Here is a 16,672-nt window from a genome sequence, read left to right as displayed (position 1 = left end):
GCTCTCGCAGGTATGTTTACTTTACGCAAACCAGGCTTAATATAAACACATGTTCATAAATAAACATTTGCTCTAATAAGGCTTGGCGAGCAGGCAATAAACGAATTGTTGTCTCGACGAACTCATTAATATGGCATTTTTTGCCAGAGGGCGTTTTATGCGTAAAAAGGATTACATAATCACTATCGGTTCGGCCAATATGGATGTGGCTGGTTATTCACATGGTGTACTAAATTACGCAGATTCCAATCCCGGAAAAATAAAATTCACTCCGGGTGGTGTCGGGCGTAATATTTCGCAGAATCTGGCATTGCTGGGAACCGAGTCCTGGTTACTCACGGTAGTGGGCGATGATTTTTATGGCCAATCCCTCTTAAATCAAACCAGTCAATCCGGGGTGCGAATAGAAAAATGTCTTATTGTTCCTGGTGAGAATACCTCGAGCTATTTATCGCTACTGGATAATACTGGCGAAATGCTGGTGGCGATTAACGATATGAATATTACTGAATATTTATCGGCAGAGTTTCTGGCGAAACATATCGATTTTATTCGCGATGCCAGTGTGGTTGTTGTCGATTGCAATATCAGCGAAGAGGCGCTGGCCTGGTTGCTGACTCATGTGGGGGAGACACCCGTTTTCATTGACCCGGTCTCAGCGTGGAAATGTGTGAAAATCCGCGACTGGCTGGGGCAGATTCACACCCTCAAACCCAACCGTCTTGAAGCTGAAACACTAAGCGGCATTACGCTTTCCGGGCGCGACGATGTGGTGAAAGTTGCCGAATGGTTTCACACCCACGGGCTGCAGCGGCTGGTGCTGAGCATGGGCGGCGACGGCGTCTATTACAGCGAACGCGATGGCGTAAGTGGGTGGTCACCCCCGATTAAAACCCAGGTGGTCAATGTCACCGGGGCCGGCGACGCTATGATGGCGGGTCTGGCGGCCTGTTGGGTGGAAGGTTTTTCATTTATCGATTCGGTGCGTTTTGCGCAAGGCTGTTCGTCCATGGCTCTGGCATCCGAATATACCAATAATCCTGACTTATCTTTTTCAAAAGTCACATCGCTAGTGGAGAAACAAGATGTCTGAATTAACCCTTTCCCCTGAATTACTGCATATCTCTGCGGAAGTAAAAGAGGCGCTGGAAAATAACAAGCCGGTCGTAGCGCTGGAGTCGACAATTATTTCTCACGGTATGCCGTTCCCGCAAAATGCGCAAACGGCAATTGAAGTCGAAGAGACTATTCGTAAAAACGGCGCGGTACCAGCGACTATTGCAATTATTAAAGGTGTGATGAAAGTTGGCCTGACAAAAGACGAAATTGAATTATTAGGTCGTGAAGGACATAGCGTCGCAAAAGTCAGTCGCCGCGATTTACCGTTCGTGGTCGCTGCCGGATTAAATGGCGCAACCACGGTGGCGTCCACCATGATTATTGCCGCACTGGCCGGAATTAAAGTCTTTGCGACCGGGGGAATTGGCGGTGTTCACCGTGGTGCTGAACATACGTTTGATATTTCCGCCGACTTGCAGGAGCTGGCGCACACGAATGTTACAGTGGTTTGTGCGGGGGCGAAATCTATTCTCGACCTCGGGCTGACCACCGAATATCTGGAAACCTTCGGCGTTCCGTTAATTGGTTATCAGACTAAATCACTGCCCGCGTTTTTCTGCCGCACCAGTCCATTTGAGGTCAGTATTCGTCTGGACAGCGCCAAGGAGATCGCCCGTGCCATGGCAGTGAAATGGCAAACCGGCCTTAACGGTGGCCTTGTGGTGGCGAACCCGATTCCGGAACAGTTTGCAATGGCAGAAGAGAAAATCAACGCGGCCATTGATCGGGCGGTGAAAGAAGCCGAAGAGCAGGGGGTGGTCGGCAAAGAGAGCACGCCATTCCTGCTGGCTCGTGTTGCTGAATTAACCGGTGGCGACAGCCTGAAATCAAACATTCAACTGGTATTCAACAATGCCGTACTGGCGTGTGAAATCGCAAAAGAGTACCAACGTCTCGCATAACCCGGGCGCGGGCAGCGAGCGGTCGCCCGCAGGGATATCAGACATACCAAAACCTGGCGTTTACGCCGGGTTTCCTGGCATGAAGGGAAAATCATTATGGATATAATGAGAAGTTTTCTGGGTATGGTGGTATTACTGGCCATCGCTTTTCTGCTGTCAGTAAATAAAAAGCGTATCAGCTTACGCACCGTTGGCGCGGCTCTGCTGCTGCAAATCGCTATCGGCGGGATCATGCTCTATTTCCCGCCCGGCAAATGGCTGGTTGAGCAGGCGGCGCTGGGGGTACATAAAGTGATGTCCTACAGCGATGCGGGCAGCGCTTTTATCTTCGGCTCGCTGGTCGGACCGAAAATGGATGTACTGTTTGATGGTGCCGGGTTTATTTTCGCCTTCCGCGTGCTGCCTGCAATTATCTTTGTTACCGCGTTAATCAGCCTGCTCTACTATATCGGCGTGATGGGACTGCTGATCCGTATTCTGGGCGGGATTTTCCAGAAAGCGCTTAAGATCAGCAAAATTGAATCCTTCGTTGCCGTCACCACGATTTTCCTCGGGCAGAATGAAATCCCGGCTATCGTGAAACCCTTTATTCATAAACTTAACCGCAACGAGCTCTTTACCGCGATCTGTAGCGGGATGGCGTCTATCGCCGGTTCGATGATGATCGGTTACGCCGGTATGGGGGTGCCGATTGATTACCTGCTGGCAGCGTCACTCATGGCTATTCCGGGCGGTATTCTGTTTGCCCGAATGCTGAGCCCGGCAACAGAGGCTTCTCAGGTCACGTTTGAAAATCTCTCTTTTACCGAAACACCGCCAAAAAGCATCATCGAAGCGGCGGCATCGGGCGCGATGACCGGGCTAAAAATTGCTGCTGGTGTGGCAACCGTGGTGATGGCATTTGTGGCGATCATTGCGTTGCTGAACGGCATTATCGGCGGCGTTGGCGGCTGGTTTGGTTTCGGTAATGCCACACTTGAAGGGATCTTCGGCTATCTTCTGGCACCGCTGGCGTGGATCATGGGGGTGGACTGGCACGATGCGACGCTGGCTGGCAGCCTGATTGGACAAAAGCTGGCGATTAATGAGTTCGTGGCTTATCTCAATTTCTCACCTTATCTGCAGGCGGGTGGCGCGCTGGATGTCAAAACCATCGCCATTATTTCATTTGCACTGTGCGGGTTTGCTAACTTCGGTTCCATTGGCGTGGTGGTTGGCGCGTTTTCCGCGATAGCTCCCCAGCGTGCGCCGGAAATAGCCCAGCTTGGTATGCGGGCGCTGGCGGCGGCAACGCTCTCTAACCTGATGAGTGCCACCATCGCCGGGTTCTTTATCGGTCTTGCCTGAGTCAACCGCACGCCAGCGTTACTGGCGTGCGTTCTTACGCTTCCGCTTTATTTGTATTGAGCAAGCTCATCGCATTTTCTGCTGACAGGGCAGGGTTATTGATACTCACGCTGGCACGGGAAATCGCTGCACAGGCCATAGCAAAGTGGGCACTTTCGGTAAAATCGCCGCCTTCCAGGAAGCTATACAGCAGCCCCGCCATAAATCCGTCATCCGCACCGAAACGGTCAGTGAAGGCGTGATCCGGAGAGGCCAGCAGAAGCTGCTCGCCATCGCGCTTTGAACAGAATACGGAGTCATCGTCCAGATACACGAAGATGCGCTGCACCCCCTGTTCATGGAGTGAATTGACCGCCGCAATTTTGTCTGCCTCACGCCGAATCGGCTGTCCCCACAAGATCTGCAACTCCTGTAGCGTGGGTTTCAGGGTATGGATGCGTGATAACCAGGGGCGAATCTTGTCGGCTTTGAACTCGGAAACCGTATCGACAAAGACCGGAATATTCCCCGCCATGGTGAAGATCCACTCCAGTGCCTCTTCGGTCAGGTTGCAATCGGCGAGTACCACGCCCGCATGCATCACCAGGTCGCGCGAGGAATTGAGCAACTGCGGCGTCAATTGCTGCAGAATATGGGTATCGTTAATGGCCAGTACCGTCTCTTCCTGCTGATTGGCAATCGACAGATAGGTAGAGGTGTTATGTCCATGCAGACGAATACAGCTTTGCACATTCACCCCGGCCAGTCGGGTCTGTTCCAGTAGCGTTTCGCCGTAAAAATCGTCCCCTACGGCGGAGATCAGGTGCACATCGCGGCCCAGCAGGGCGAGATTGTGGGCAACATTACGCCCTACGCCGCCTGCGGAGCAGTGGATGCTGCCGGGATTGGAGGCGGACTGTGGATAATGAATATCCGCCACCCCGCGAATATCCATATTAATGGCGCCAAATACGACGCAGTAATCCTGTTCGGTCAGTATGTAGCCTTTGCCTTTAATAAGCCCTTTACGCATCAAATCCATAATATGGGCGGCGACGCGTGAACGGCTGATTTGTAAAATATCGCCAATCTCATTTTGCTGAATCAGTGGGTTGCTGCGCAGGATTTGTAATATCTGTTTTTCCCTGTCATTCATTTACGCCACGGCCTCTTCATTTTGTTGAGCTTTCAGCCAGGCAATCTCTTCTGCCCAGATGTCCGGGTTGATGGTTTCCAGAATCATTGGAATACCGTCGAAACGATCGTCTTGCATGATCCAGCGGAAAGCATCATGACCAATATTGCCTTCGCCCAGGCTGTGATGGCGGTCGACACGGCTGCCAAAGGTGCTTTTAGCATCGTTGAGGTGCATACCGCGCAGGTACTGGAACCCCACTACGCGTTCAAATTCGGCGAAGACTTTCGCGGTACTTTCCGTGGTGCGCAGGTCATACCCGGCTGCAAAGGCATGGCAGGTATCGATGCACACGCCGACGCGGGATTTATCTTCCACACCGTCGATGATCGCGGCCAGATGCTCAAAGCGAAAGCCGAGGTTACTGCCCTGGCCTGCGGTGTTTTCGATAACTGCCGTGACGCCTTTGGTTTGTGCGAGCACGATGTTAATGGATTCGGCAATACGTGCCAGACACTTATCTTCGTCGATTTGCATCAGGTGGCTGCCAGGGTGGAAATTCAGCAACGTCAGCCCCAGTTGTTCACAGCGTTGCACTTCATCAAGAAACGCGTCACGGGATTTTTCCAGCGCCTCTTCAACCGGATGGCCCAGGTTAATCAGGTAGCTGTCGTGGGGCAGAATTTGTCCCGGTTGATAATGGTATTTTTCGCAGGCGGCTTTGAATTCATCAATCGTTCCGGTGGTGAGCGGTGCGGCACGCCATTGACGTTGATTTTTTGTGAACAGGGCAAACGCAGTGGCTTCGATTTCTGCTGCGCGAAGGGCGGCATTGGCCAGACCGCCCGCGGCGCTGACATGCGCTCCGATATATTTCATGTAAAGACTCCTGTTAAACCCGCCAGGGGGAATCAAACCTTTATCATAGCGGGTTAACAGGGAACAGATCTAAGGTTTTATGCCATCAAATGGTGCACCAGCAGGTTAATTGCACCGCCACCAACAATCAGCCAGACAAACAGCGCCAGCGCCATCAGCAACGGCTTCGCTCCTGCCTTTTTCAGAGCGCTGATATGGGTGGTTAATCCCAGCGCGGCCATCGCCATTGCCAGCAAAACCGTATCGACGGTAATCAGTACATCAACCACAGCTTTCGGCAGCAGATGGAACGAGTTAAAGACTGCCACCAGGATAAACAGCACGGCAAACCACGGAATAGTAATTTTGCTTTTTTCGCCGCCTGCCGCAGGGGAGAGTTGTTTAACCCGGGAGGCGAGCAGGATCAGGAACGGCGCCAGCATCATCACGCGCAGCATTTTGGCAATGACTGCTGCATTTTCGGCATCCGGGCTGACGGCATGGCCTGCGGCCACGACCTGAGCCACTTCATGCATGGTTGAACCCATATAGATGCCATAGGCTTCTGGGGTGAACCAGTGCGCCAGCAGCGGATAGATTGCCGGATAGATAAAAATAGCCAGTGTTCCGTAAATCACTACGGTGGCGACGGCAACGGCCACTTTGCTGGATTCGGCTTTGACCACTGGTTCTGTTGCCAGCACGGCCGCAGCACCGCAAATACTGCTGCCTGCGCCAATCAGCCAGCTGGTTTTTCTGTCCAGCCCAAACACCTTTTGACCGAGGAAGCAGGCCAGCATAAAGGTGCTGGAGAGCATCAGGACGTCGATAGCGATGCCGCTGACGCCCACCTCAGCAATTTGCGAAAATGTCAGGCGCAAGCCATAAAGAATAATACCGAGACGTAACAAATGCTGTTTTGACCATAGTACGCCCGCATCACAATGGACATGGAGTCGTGGGTAAAGCGTATTACCTGCGGCGATGCCGAATAAAATCGCCAGCGTTAGTGCACTAAAGCCTGCACCCGCCACCGAAGGAATATTACCCAGCCACAATGCCAGCCCGGCGATGACTGCACTGAGCAACAGACCCGGTGCGAACAGCGCGACATAATTCTTGCGTGGAACATGATGTGTGATTTCAGTCATAACCTTCTCCTTTCTCCGGGTAAAAGGTTACGGCGCTCTGGCTTAAAGGTAAAATTGATTATATATTTATAATTAATCTTTATAAGTGGTAAGTAACCCTTGTCCCGATGGTGAAAATTTATGCATATCACATTACGGCAGCTCGAAGTTTTCGCCGAGGTGCTCAAGAGCGGCTCCACCACACAGGCCTCGCAAATGCTGGCTTTATCGCAATCGGCGGTCAGCGCTGCGCTGACCGATCTGGAAGGTCAACTCAGCGTTCAGCTTTTCGATCGCGTCGGTAAACGGCTGGTGGTGAACGAACATGGCCGTTTGCTCTATCCGCGGGCACTGGCGTTACTGGAGCAGGCGACGGAAATTGAGCAACTGTTTCGAGAAGAAAACGGGGCAATCCGCGTTTATGCCAGCAGTACAATTGGCAACTACATCCTGCCGGAGATCATTGCCCACTATCGACGTGATTTTCCCCAGTTACCGCTGGATATGAGCGTCGGTAACAGTCAGGACGTTATTAATGCGGTGGCCGATTTTCGCGTCGATATTGGTCTGATTGAAGGGCCATGCCATACGGCCGAGATCATCGCGGAACCCTGGCTTGAGGATGAGCTTGTCGTGTTCGCGCCACCTGACTCTCCGTTGTTGCAGGGGGAGGTTACGCTGGCGCGCCTTGCCGCTGCGCCGTGGATCCTGCGTGAACGTGGCTCCGGTACGCGCGAAATTGTCGATTACCTGCTGCTCTCCCATTTGCCGGAGTTTCATCTTGGAATGGAGCTTGGCAACTCCGAGGCTATCAAACATGCCGTGCGCCATGGGCTTGGTATCAGTTGCCTGTCACGGCGCGTGATTGCTGAACAGCTTGAGGCGGGTTCATTGGTGGAAGTCCCCATTCCTCTGCCTCGTCTGGTGCGCACCCTGTGGCGCATTCATCACCGTCAAAAGCACCTTTCCAGTGCGCTGAATCGCTTTTTGCGTTATTGCGAAATTTGAGTGCACCAGTAGCAGGCAGCTGCACCATTATGGTGTGATGCTGCCTGGCTTTATCTCTCCTTTACCACCGTTTAACTCCTGCTGTAGCTGGATTTTTTGCGTCGTTACCTCGCTGGCACATTAGTTGCAAAAAGTTATTCAAAGAATCTTTTGTTTCATGAGCGACGAGGTGACAAGAATGAAAAAGTGGATGATGGCGGCAGCGGGTGCGGCATTAATGTTGTCCTGTGCAGGGCAGGCGATGGCCGATCAGCTGCAGGATATTCAAAAACGCGGCGTACTGCGTGTGGCTGTACCTCAGGACTTCCCACCGTTTGGCTCTGTGGGAACCGATCTCAAGCCGCAGGGCTATGACATCGACATGGCGGAGTATCTGGCCAAAGAGATGAAGGTGAAGGTAGAACTGGTGCCGGTAACCAGCGCTAACCGGGTTCCTTATCTGCAAACTAATAAAGTTGATCTGGTTATCTCCAGCCTCGGGAAAAATGCGGAGCGCGAAAAAGTGATCGACTTTAGCCGCGCCTATGCGCCGTTCTTCCTCGGCGTGTTTGGTCCGAAAGAGGCCTCTCTGGCGGATGCTGCCGCGCTGAGCGGTAAGTCGATTGGTGTCACTCGTGGTGCAGTGGAGGACATGGTATTAAGCGATCTGGCACCGAAAGATGCCGAAGTCAAACGTTACGAAGATAACAACACCACCATCTCTGCCTATCTTTCGGGCCAGGTTCAGTACATGGCGACGGGTAACGTTGTGGTGGCCGCTATTGCCCGCCAGAACCCGGAAAAAGCGCCGGTCAGCAAATTTATGCTTAAAGATTCACCGTGCTTTATCGGACTTAAGAAAAATGAGCCTGCGCTGAAAGCCGAGGTCGACAAGCTCATTGAACAGGCGCTGAAAGATGGCACGCTCAATAATTTCTCGCAGAAATGGATGCAGGCACCGCTGCCCGCCACTCTGGGCGTGTAAGGGTCTGGCATGACGACAACGCTTGATTTTGCCGCGCTGTGGCCTTTCTGGCCGCAACTGCTTGCGGGGCTTTGGACCACGATAACCTTAACCATTCTGGCAACCATCGGCGGTGTGTCTCTTGGCATACTGGGCGCGGCGCTGCGAAGCGGCAAGCCCACGCTGGCGAGCCATATCTGGGGGGCCTATGTCGAGCTTATTCGTAATACGCCGTTCGTGGTGCAGCTCTTTTTTATCGTTTTCGGTCTGCCCGGTCTGGGGCTGAAATTAACGGCAGGTGAGGCGGCGTTGATCGCCATGCTGGTAAACCTTGGGGCCTACAGTACGGAGATTATCCGCGCCGGGATTCAGGTGGCGCCAAAAGGACAATGGGAAGCGGCGCGTGTGCTGGGGTTAACGAAGACGCAGACTTTTTTCCGCGTCATTCTGCCACCGTCGCTACGGCGTATTTATCCGGCGCTGGTCAGCCAGTGCATTATCGTGATGCTGGGCTCGTCGCTGGTTTCGCAGGTTTCCTACGAAGAGCTGACGTTTGCCGCAAACCTGATCCAGTCGCGCACGTTTTTAAGTTTTGAAGTTTATGTGGTCACCACATTGTTGTATCTGGCGCTTTCACTGTTGATGCGTCAGGTATTGATGGCGGCGGGAAGGAAGTGGCTGGGGAGCGAGAGTTGATGAGTACATTTACCGACTGGGATATTCTGCGCAACCTGCTGCTGGCGGCGCGCTGGACCTTGCTACTGTCGCTGATCGCGTTTATCTGCGGCACGCTGGTGACCTTACCGCTGCTGATATTACGCATTAGCCGCTGGCGCTGGCCGAAACGTCTGATCAGCGCTTATGCCGCGCTTTTTCAGGGGACGCCGCTGCTGATGCAGCTCTTTCTGGCCTTCTTCGGTATTGCCCTGTTCGGCATTGATGTGAGCCCGTGGACGGCGGCAACGCTGGCGCTGACGCTGTTTACCAGCGCGTTTCTGCTGGATATCTGGTACGGCAGCATTAAGGCGTTACCGAAAGGGCAGTGGGAGGCCTGTCGCTGTCTGGGGTTAAGTTTTGGTCAGACACTGTTTCGGGTGATTGCGCCGCAGGCCATTCGTATTGCTATCGCCCCGACGGTCGGCTTTTCCGTCCAGGTGATTAAAGGTACGGCGCTGGCCTCGATCATCGGTTTTGTCGAACTGACCAAAGCGGGCACCATGCTGAACAATGTCACCTTTGCACCGTTTAAAGTGTTTGGCCTGGTCGCTCTGGGCTATTTCCTGATGTGTTACCCGCTGTCGCGTTACAGCCGTTATCTGGAGAAGAAATTCCATGCCGCTCATCACCATTAATGACGTGCAAAAATACTATGGCGACAACCATGTGCTTAAAGGCGTAAGCCTGGATATCGAAATGGGCGAAGTGGTGTCGATCATCGGGCGCAGCGGTTCCGGGAAAAGCACCCTGTTACGCTGTATGAACGGGCTTGAAGGCTACCAGGACGGCAGTATTAAACTTGGCGGGATGACGGTAACCGACAGGGAATCGCAGGCGCGCGAGATCAGCCGCTCGGTGGGGATGGTATTCCAGAGTTTTAATCTGTTTCCACATATGACCGCGCTGGAGAACGTGATGCTGGCGCCGCGTCGGGTACTGAAATTGCCAGCCGATGAGTGCCGCAAGCTGGCAATTGAGATGCTGGAGAAGGTCGGTCTTGGTGAGCGAATCGATTATTACCCGTCAAATTTGTCAGGCGGGCAGCAGCAACGCGTGGCGATCGCCCGTGCGCTGGCAATGAAACCGAAAGTGTTACTGTGCGACGAGATAACCTCGGCGCTGGACCCGGAGCTGGTGGGCGAAGTATTACGTGTACTGGAGCAGCTTGCCGCCGAAGGGATGACCCTGATCCTGGTGACCCACGAGATGAGTTTTGCCCGCGAAGTGGGCGATCGGGTGGTGTTTATGCATCAGGGAAAAGTATGGGAGCAGGGTGAAAGTAAATCCTTCTTTACCCAGCCGCGAACCCCTGAGTTACAGCAATTTATCGCCTCAGTACGTGGATTGAATTAGTAGTCTATTTTTTCCTCACGCTAACCCTCTTCCCAAAAGGAGAGGGTAAGTTTCGGTTGCGCCGCCGCCTGTAAGCTTCTTGCTGCTTTATCCCCCCTCGCTCGCAAGAGATCGATTCCACTGCTTTACTTATAATCCACTGGCGATCATGAAGGTCTCTAATACAACGTTGATTGTGCCGGAAGGATGCCCTTTCGTTTGCTACAATCGCGCCTCATTTTTTAGATGGATAGCATTTTCTTATGGTTTCCGAAACTAAAACCACACAAGCGCCCACGCTTCGCCGTGAACTTAAGGCGCGTCACCTGACGATGATCGCCATTGGCGGATCAATCGGTACAGGGTTGTTTGTCGCATCAGGGGCGACGATTTCTCAGGCGGGCCCGGGCGGCGCGCTGTTCTCCTATATTCTTATCGGTCTGATGGTCTATTTCCTGATGACCAGCCTCGGCGAGCTGGCGGCATTTATGCCGGTATCCGGCTCCTTTGCCACCTACGGTCAGCAATATGTTGAAGAAGGCTTTGGCTTCGCGCTCGGCTGGAACTACTGGTACAACTGGGCGGTGACCATCGCCGTTGACCTGGTGGCTTCGCAACTGGTGATGACCTGGTGGTTCCCGGATACGCCTGGCTGGATCTGGAGCGCCGTCTTCCTGTGCGTGATCTTCCTGCTCAACTACATTTCCGTGAAAGGCTTCGGCGAAGCGGAATACTGGTTTTCGCTTATCAAAGTGGCCACCGTTATCATCTTTATCGTCGTTGGCGTAATGATGATCGTCGGCATTTTCAAGGGCGATCAACCGGCAGGCTGGAGCAACTGGCAGATTGGCGACGCACCGTTTGCGGGCGGGCTATCGGCAATGATTGGTGTGGCGATGATTGTCGGCTTCTCCTTCCAGGGGACCGAGCTGATTGGTATCGCGGCGGGTGAGTCCGAAGATCCTGAGAAGAACATTCCACGCGCGGTGCGGCAGGTATTCTGGCGTATTTTGCTGTTCTATGTGTTCGCTATCCTGGTTATCAGCCTGATCATTCCTTATACCGATCCGAGCCTGCTGCGCAATGATGTTAAAGACATCAGCGTCAGCCCGTTTACGCTGGTATTTGAACATGCGGGGCTGTTATCTGCGGCGGCGGTGATGAATGCCGTTATCCTCACGGCGGTACTCTCGGCGGGTAACTCCGGTATGTACGCTTCTACCCGTATGCTCTACACCCTGGCCTGCGACGGTAAAGCGCCGCGCATTTTCGCTAAACTGTCGAAAGGCGGCGTGCCGCGTAATGCACTGTATGCCACCACCGTCATTGCGGGTCTCTGTTTTCTGACCTCCATGTTCGGCAACCAGACCGTTTACCTGTGGCTGCTTAATACCTCCGGGATGACGGGCTTTATCGCCTGGCTGGGTATTGCCATCAGCCATTACCGCTTCCGCCGTGGTTACGTCATGCAGGGGCACGATCTGAATAATCTGCCGTACCGTTCAGGTTTCTTCCCGCTGGGGCCGATCTTCGCGTTTGTTCTGTGCCTGATCATCACCCTGGGCCAGAATTACCAGGCTTTCCTCGCTGATACCATTGACTGGGGCGCTGTTGCGGCAACCTACATTGGTATCCCGCTGTTCCTGATAATCTGGTTTGGTTACAAGCTGTCGAAAGGCACCCGCTTTGTGAGCTACAAAGATATGGTGTTCCCGGAACGCTTTAAGAAGTAACACCGGCTCTTTCGTGCTGACCAGTTAAAACGCCCCGACGCTCTGCCGTGGCGTTTTTTTTAGCGTTATCAGAAGTTATACGTTAAGCCCACGGTGTAACGGCGACCATCAAGCACCGTGTCGTAGGTGTCGTAATCAATCTGCTTATCGAGCACGTTATAAACCCCCGCCGAGACCAGCAGATTTTTGTTGGCGTTGTAGCGCAGACCCACATCCACCTGGCTGTAAGAGGGCGTACCCTGGGACATTGAGGTTCGGCTTAAGTATTCCGAGGTTTTACCACGGAAATTCAGGCGCCCCCATAGTCCCACATCTTGCGTGGCCTGCCAGTCGAGCGTCGTGTTGACCATGTGCTTCGGCATTTTGTTAAGTGGCTTACCGGAGAACTGGCCGCTTTTCTGTTCTGACTCGGTGAATGTGTAGTTGGCCGTCAGGTTAAGGTCCCGTGTGATACTCCAGCCGAAGGTGGACTCAACGCCACGCATATTGGCCTTATCGACGTTAACGCGGTCGCTGACAAAATCGTAGCTGACGCTGCCAATCGTGCAGGCCGGATCGGCGCTACTGTTACAGCGACGTACTTCGGTGATTTTGTCTTTGAAGTCGGTGTTAAACAGCGTAACGCCTGCGTTGAGGTTCTCATTGTTATCCCACAACAGGGCAATCTCTTCGCTCAGGCTTTTTTCCGGTTTCAGGTCGGGGTTGCCGACAATGATACCGTTCAGGCGACCACCGCCGGTTACCTGACCCCAGCTTGCGGAAGACTGGCGCAGATCCGGGGCGCGGTAGCCTGCCGACACGCCGCCTTTAATTGTCCACTGGTCAGTCAGGTGCCAGACGCCGTAGCCGCGCGGCGTCCAGTTGGTGCCGTAGTTTTCATCTTTGTCCATACGCAGGCCGCCGGTCAGCGTCAGGCTGTCGAGCAGCGCCCATTCATCTTCTGCAAACAGCGCCCAGCTCCAGCGGGTGAGTTTATTCAGCCCGTCCGCCGCTTCCAGTTGATTGCCGTTATCGCGCAGTTTCTCATAACGATACTGCCCGCCGACTGTCAGGGTATGGTTGCCAAGGAAGATCTGGTTCTGGTTATTAAAGAGTGTGTTATACGACTTCATCTGGCGACCAGGGTTATTGGTCTCTTCCTGCTGAATGTAGCTGACGGTGTTGAAATCGCTGTAATAGCCGCTGTGGGTTAACGAGTAAGTGGTGTGCTCGTAGCGGCTCTCACTTTTGCTGTTGGGGGTACAAACGTTGCCACGGCAGGTTTCAGCCGCCGAAGACATCCCTGGCGTGCTGTTTCGGTCCTGTAATTCACGGGCAATAGCCAGGTCAAAATCGTTTTTATCATCCGGGGTGAAATTGAAGGTCACACCACCGTTGCGCAGGCGCTGTTCGTTATAACCGTTAAGGATTTTGTCTTCTGCGCGACGGGATAATAGCCCCGTCACTTTCGCGCCCAGCAGGCCGTCAATCAGCGGGCCGGAAGCATAGGCGTTGGTCTGGAAGAGGTCGCCGGAATCGCTGTTTTCCTGGAACGTGGCATCGCCATGAAGTGAGCCAGTCCAGCCTTTGGTATTGGATACTTTTTTGGTAATGACGTTGATAACGCCACCCATGGCATCGGAACCATAGAGCGATGACATTGGGCCGCGGATCACTTCAATACGTTCAATGGATTCCAGCGGCGGCAACCAGCCCTGCTCGATACCGGCATTGTCACTGTTTGGTCGTGTGCCGCGGGTGCTGATTCGCTTACCATCAACCAAAAAGAGGGTGTATTGGGAGGCCATGCCGCGAATGCTGATATCGCTGCTGCTGCCACCACCGGTCACCACCACACCCGGCACATCTTTCAATGCGTCGGTGACGTCCCGATACGCTTTATCTTCAAGCTGTTGTTTAGAAATAACCGAAATAGAAGCAGGTGCATTCTGGATTTTCTGTTCAAACCCGGTTGCGGAGACGACGACGGTGTCTTCGTCTGCCGCGAAAAGTACCGGGGGGAAGGTAGCTGCGCAGACGGCGACAGCCAATAGTTTAGCGCGAGGTAAAGTCATTTTTGTCATTCCGTGTAAATGAATAAAACTCCATCGGGTAAAACCATGAAGGCTATAGCGATTGCCTTTTAAGAACGCTTATGACGGAGAAGTGGAGGGATTGTGGATAAAAAGTGAATTTATGTAAATACGAGTGATAATTGAAATCATTTGCATTTGTGTATATTGAGGAGGGGAAAATATTTATTATCAGGGAGATAGCGGGTAACGTAAGGAAACGTAAAGGGGAGGGCTTTGCCCTCCGGTGTTTATTTGAGCAGGTATTGCGCGTGGAAACGCAGGTGGTCTTCAATAAACGAGGCCATAAAATAGTAGCTGTGATCATAGCCAGGCTGAACGCGCAGTGTGAGCGGCCAGCCGGTCTGGCGGGCGGCCTCAGCCAGACGGGCGGGCTGTAACTGGTCTGCGAGGAACTGATCGGCATCGCCCTGATCGATAAGCGTCGGAATTGCATCCTGACTTTGGCTCGCCAGCATCAACGCGCAGCTATCCCACGCCTGCCAGGTTGAGGTGTCGTTGCCCAGATAAGCGCTAAAGGCTTTCTGGCCCCAGGGCACTTGCGCCGGGTTAACTATCGGGGCAAAAGCAGAAACGCTGGTAAAACGGCCCGGGTTTTTCAGCGCCATGATCAGCGCGCCGTGGCCGCCCATCGAATGGCCGCTTATCGCGCAACGTCCACTCACGGTAAATTGCGACTGAATTAGCGCGGGCAGTTCATCGCGCAGATAGTCATACATGCGGTAGTGCGCCGACCACGGTTGTTCAGTGGCGTTGAGATAAAAGCCCGCGCCTTTGCCCAGATCATAGCCGTCGGCATCGGCAACATCTTCGCCGCGCGGACTGGTATCCGGCATCACCAGAACAATACCCAGCTCAGCCGCAACGCGTTGGGCGCCTGCTTTGGTGGTAAAGTTTTCATCCGTACAGGTCAGACCCGACAGCCAGTACAGTACCGGAGGGGGCGTTGTCAGATGCGCCGGCGGTAAAAAAATGCTGAATGTCATGGTGCAATTCAGCACAGCGGAGTCGTGCCGCCAGCGTTGTTGGCGCCCCTCAAAACAGCGGTGCTCTTCAAGCAATTCCATGCAAGGCTCCTTAATGATTTGTTAACGGTTAAAGCGTGACAATAACCCATAATACAGATAATTCTTGCGCCTGTGCGCAACTTTCACTTTCACCTCGCTGCAGCATAATGCATCATAAATTTTACTTTTTTTTAACGTCTGGAGTTTTCATGGCGCTACGCATTGCGCTCTGCGGGTTTATCGTGCTGGTGGTGGCAATGGGAATAGGGCGCTTTGCTTTTACGCCTCAGGTGCCGCTGATGATTCGCGATGGACAGCTGACATTAACCAGCGCCGGGCTGGTTGCCGCGATGAATTATCTCGGCTATTTACTGGGTGCGTGGGATGCGATGCGGGCCAGTAAACATATTGAGATGCGTCTGTATCTCGGCGTTGCGGGTGCTGTTGCGCTGACCTTTCTGTCAGCACTGGCGGATAACGCTGTCGCACACGGCGCTCTGCGTCTGGTGATTGGGGCGATGAGCGGCTGGGCGATGGTACTTACCGCAGCCTGGACGAACGAGCGTCTGGCGCATTATGCCCGTCCGGGCTTGAGTGCCGCAGTGTTTGCCGGGCCGGGGGTTGGCATCGCCCTGAGCGGTCTGCTGGCGGTGGTCATTCAGTCGCGTGCGCTCTCCTCAACGGCAGCCTGGCAGGTCTATGGCGTACTGGCTCTGGTGCTGGTGGTATTGATTGCCCGCTATTTACCGCGTCCAGGCCAGTTACATCGCTCTGGCGTTCAGCCGGAACCGCTGCACCTGACGACCGACCTGAAACGGCTGGTCTGGAGCTATAGCCTGGCGGGCTTTGGCTACATATTACCCGCGACCTTTCTTTCGCAAATGGCGGCGCTGCGCTTTCCCGGTAGCCTTTTCGCACAGTTTGTCTGGCCGGTGTTTGGCGCTGCCGCAGTCATCGGGATTGGGCTGAGTATCGCCCTGCGCCATGTCGGCCACAGCCATCAGCGGCTGGCGATTGTGCTTTGGCTGCAAGGTTCAGGTGTGGTGGCCTCCTGCCTGTTGCCGGGGATGAGCGGGCTGGTCATTGGCGCGCTGTTGGTCGGTGGTGGTTTTCTCTGCGCGGTGCAACTCTCGCTGTTGTATGGCCGCGAACTGGCGCCGAATCATACCCGGTATATGGCGGGGTTGCTGACCACCGGTTATGCCATAGGCCAGTTGATTGGGCCGATGACCTCTGCGCTCTCCACCTGGCTTACGCAGCGGCTGGAACCCGCGCTGGGACTGGCCGGGCTGGCGCTGGTTGTGGCCGGTATTTTGGTCTGGAAACGGAAGGCGTGAAAGGTACGAGCAATTTCATTAATTATCACCGTGAAGACTGGATTCTGTGCGCG

At 53.8% G+C, this 16,672-nt stretch carries 15 protein-coding genes; 10 read left to right on the top strand and 5 right to left on the bottom strand.

Features of this window, described 5'->3' with window-relative positions; genetic code table 11:
* Window positions 1-157 precede the first annotated feature (157 nt).
* The 3 genes from AAIG39_RS06365 to AAIG39_RS06355 all read left to right on the top strand — a co-directional run bounded on the left by AAIG39_RS06365 (window position 158) and on the right by AAIG39_RS06355 (window position 3,368).
* The gene (locus tag AAIG39_RS06365; RefSeq protein ID WP_249569193.1) at window positions 158-1,093 is read left to right on the top strand and encodes a pseudouridine kinase; all 936 of its coding nucleotides are present in this window, start codon (window positions 158-160) and stop codon (window positions 1,091-1,093) included.
* Window positions 1,086-2,021 carry a pseudouridine-5'-phosphate glycosidase gene (locus AAIG39_RS06360; protein WP_090085370.1) on the top strand — a complete coding sequence of 312 codons (936 nt, stop codon included), beginning with the start codon at window positions 1,086-1,088 and terminating at the stop codon, window positions 2,019-2,021. The genes AAIG39_RS06365 and AAIG39_RS06360 overlap by 8 nt, the downstream gene beginning before the upstream one ends.
* A gap of 96 nt (window positions 2,022-2,117) precedes the next feature.
* Window positions 2,118-3,368 carry a NupC/NupG family nucleoside CNT transporter gene (locus tag AAIG39_RS06355; protein ID WP_249569192.1) on the top strand — a complete coding sequence of 417 codons (1,251 nt, stop codon included), beginning with the start codon at window positions 2,118-2,120 and terminating at the stop codon, window positions 3,366-3,368.
* A 34-nt stretch (window positions 3,369-3,402) separates the two neighbouring features.
* Here AAIG39_RS06355 and AAIG39_RS06350 read toward each other — a convergent pair whose 3' ends face one another.
* The 3 genes from AAIG39_RS06350 to AAIG39_RS06340 all read right to left on the bottom strand — a co-directional run bounded on the left by AAIG39_RS06350 (window position 3,403) and on the right by AAIG39_RS06340 (window position 6,491).
* Entirely contained in the window at window positions 3,403-4,503 is a 1,101-nt protein-coding gene (locus AAIG39_RS06350; protein ID WP_343193430.1) for a sugar kinase, read from the bottom strand.
* Window positions 4,504-5,361 carry a deoxyribonuclease IV gene (gene nfo, locus AAIG39_RS06345; RefSeq protein ID WP_343193429.1) on the bottom strand — a complete coding sequence of 286 codons (858 nt, stop codon included), beginning with the start codon at window positions 5,359-5,361 and terminating at the stop codon, window positions 4,504-4,506.
* Between the two features lie 77 nt (window positions 5,362-5,438).
* Window positions 5,439-6,491, bottom strand: a complete 1,053-nt coding sequence (locus AAIG39_RS06340) for a YeiH family protein (RefSeq protein WP_090085379.1) — start codon at window positions 6,489-6,491, stop codon at window positions 5,439-5,441.
* Window positions 6,492-6,611: 120 nt separating this feature from the next.
* Between AAIG39_RS06340 and yieE the strand changes: the two genes are divergently transcribed.
* From yieE to AAIG39_RS06310, 6 genes are all read left to right on the top strand, one after another.
* The gene (gene yieE / locus AAIG39_RS06335) at window positions 6,612-7,478 is read left to right on the top strand and encodes a DNA-binding transcriptional regulator YeiE (RefSeq protein WP_249569190.1); all 867 of its coding nucleotides are present in this window, start codon (window positions 6,612-6,614) and stop codon (window positions 7,476-7,478) included.
* 178 nt (window positions 7,479-7,656) lie between these two features.
* Window positions 7,657-8,442, top strand: a complete 786-nt coding sequence (locus AAIG39_RS06330; protein WP_090085383.1) for a transporter substrate-binding domain-containing protein — start codon at window positions 7,657-7,659, stop codon at window positions 8,440-8,442.
* 9 nt (window positions 8,443-8,451) lie between these two features.
* Complete coding sequence (locus AAIG39_RS06325) at window positions 8,452-9,117, top strand: amino acid ABC transporter permease (protein WP_343193428.1); 666 nt, start codon at window positions 8,452-8,454, stop codon at window positions 9,115-9,117.
* Entirely contained in the window at window positions 9,117-9,773 is a 657-nt protein-coding gene (locus tag AAIG39_RS06320) for an amino acid ABC transporter permease (protein ID WP_090085388.1), read from the top strand. The genes AAIG39_RS06325 and AAIG39_RS06320 overlap by 1 nt, the downstream gene beginning before the upstream one ends.
* A complete protein-coding gene (locus AAIG39_RS06315) occupies window positions 9,754-10,491 on the top strand; it encodes an amino acid ABC transporter ATP-binding protein (RefSeq protein WP_090085390.1) in 738 nt (245 codons plus the stop codon). Before AAIG39_RS06320 ends, AAIG39_RS06315 begins: the two co-directional genes overlap by 20 nt.
* 242 nt (window positions 10,492-10,733) lie before the next feature.
* Window positions 10,734-12,203, top strand: a complete 1,470-nt coding sequence (locus tag AAIG39_RS06310; RefSeq protein ID WP_090085394.1) for an amino acid permease — start codon at window positions 10,734-10,736, stop codon at window positions 12,201-12,203.
* 68 nt (window positions 12,204-12,271) lie between these two features.
* Here the strand turns inward: AAIG39_RS06310 and AAIG39_RS06305 are convergent, their stop codons facing one another.
* Both AAIG39_RS06305 and fghA read right to left on the bottom strand, forming a co-directional pair.
* Window positions 12,272-14,257 (bottom strand): ligand-gated channel protein, encoded by a 1,986-nt coding sequence (locus AAIG39_RS06305; RefSeq protein ID WP_343193427.1) that lies wholly within the window; start codon window positions 14,255-14,257, stop codon window positions 12,272-12,274.
* Between the two features lie 248 nt (window positions 14,258-14,505).
* Window positions 14,506-15,342 (bottom strand): S-formylglutathione hydrolase, encoded by an 837-nt coding sequence (gene fghA, locus AAIG39_RS06300; RefSeq protein WP_343193426.1) that lies wholly within the window; start codon window positions 15,340-15,342, stop codon window positions 14,506-14,508.
* Window positions 15,343-15,491: 149 nt separating this feature from the next.
* On the opposite strand from fghA, the gene AAIG39_RS06295 reads away from it, so the two are divergent.
* Window positions 15,492-16,619, top strand: a complete 1,128-nt coding sequence (locus AAIG39_RS06295; protein WP_249569187.1) for a YbfB/YjiJ family MFS transporter — start codon at window positions 15,492-15,494, stop codon at window positions 16,617-16,619.
* The last annotated feature ends 53 nt before the right edge of the window (window positions 16,620-16,672 follow it).

This window comes from Phytobacter palmae, assembly GCF_039409775.1.
Lineage (GTDB): Bacteria > Pseudomonadota > Gammaproteobacteria > Enterobacterales > Enterobacteriaceae > Phytobacter > Phytobacter palmae.
This window is presented reverse-complemented; position numbering and strand designations above follow the sequence as displayed.

Coding starts and splice junctions, on each gene's coding strand:
- AAIG39_RS06350 (WP_343193430.1), bottom strand. CDS start 4,503: ATGAATGACAGGGAAAAACAGATATTACAAATCCTGCGCAGCAACCCA.
- AAIG39_RS06360 (WP_090085370.1), top strand. CDS start 1,086: ATGTCTGAATTAACCCTTTCCCCTGAATTACTGCATATCTCTGCGGAA.
- AAIG39_RS06325 (WP_343193428.1), top strand. CDS start 8,452: ATGACGACAACGCTTGATTTTGCCGCGCTGTGGCCTTTCTGGCCGCAA.
- AAIG39_RS06355 (WP_249569192.1), top strand. CDS start 2,118: ATGGATATAATGAGAAGTTTTCTGGGTATGGTGGTATTACTGGCCATC.
- AAIG39_RS06320 (WP_090085388.1), top strand. CDS start 9,117: ATGAGTACATTTACCGACTGGGATATTCTGCGCAACCTGCTGCTGGCG.
- AAIG39_RS06365 (WP_249569193.1), top strand. CDS start 158: ATGCGTAAAAAGGATTACATAATCACTATCGGTTCGGCCAATATGGAT.
- AAIG39_RS06310 (WP_090085394.1), top strand. CDS start 10,734: ATGGTTTCCGAAACTAAAACCACACAAGCGCCCACGCTTCGCCGTGAA.
- AAIG39_RS06295 (WP_249569187.1), top strand. CDS start 15,492: ATGGCGCTACGCATTGCGCTCTGCGGGTTTATCGTGCTGGTGGTGGCA.
- fghA (WP_343193426.1), bottom strand. CDS start 15,342: ATGGAATTGCTTGAAGAGCACCGCTGTTTTGAGGGGCGCCAACAACGC.
- AAIG39_RS06305 (WP_343193427.1), bottom strand. CDS start 14,257: ATGACTTTACCTCGCGCTAAACTATTGGCTGTCGCCGTCTGCGCAGCT.
- AAIG39_RS06340 (WP_090085379.1), bottom strand. CDS start 6,491: ATGACTGAAATCACACATCATGTTCCACGCAAGAATTATGTCGCGCTG.
- AAIG39_RS06315 (WP_090085390.1), top strand. CDS start 9,754: ATGCCGCTCATCACCATTAATGACGTGCAAAAATACTATGGCGACAAC.
- nfo (WP_343193429.1), bottom strand. CDS start 5,361: ATGAAATATATCGGAGCGCATGTCAGCGCCGCGGGCGGTCTGGCCAAT.
- AAIG39_RS06330 (WP_090085383.1), top strand. CDS start 7,657: ATGAAAAAGTGGATGATGGCGGCAGCGGGTGCGGCATTAATGTTGTCC.
- yieE (WP_249569190.1), top strand. CDS start 6,612: ATGCATATCACATTACGGCAGCTCGAAGTTTTCGCCGAGGTGCTCAAG.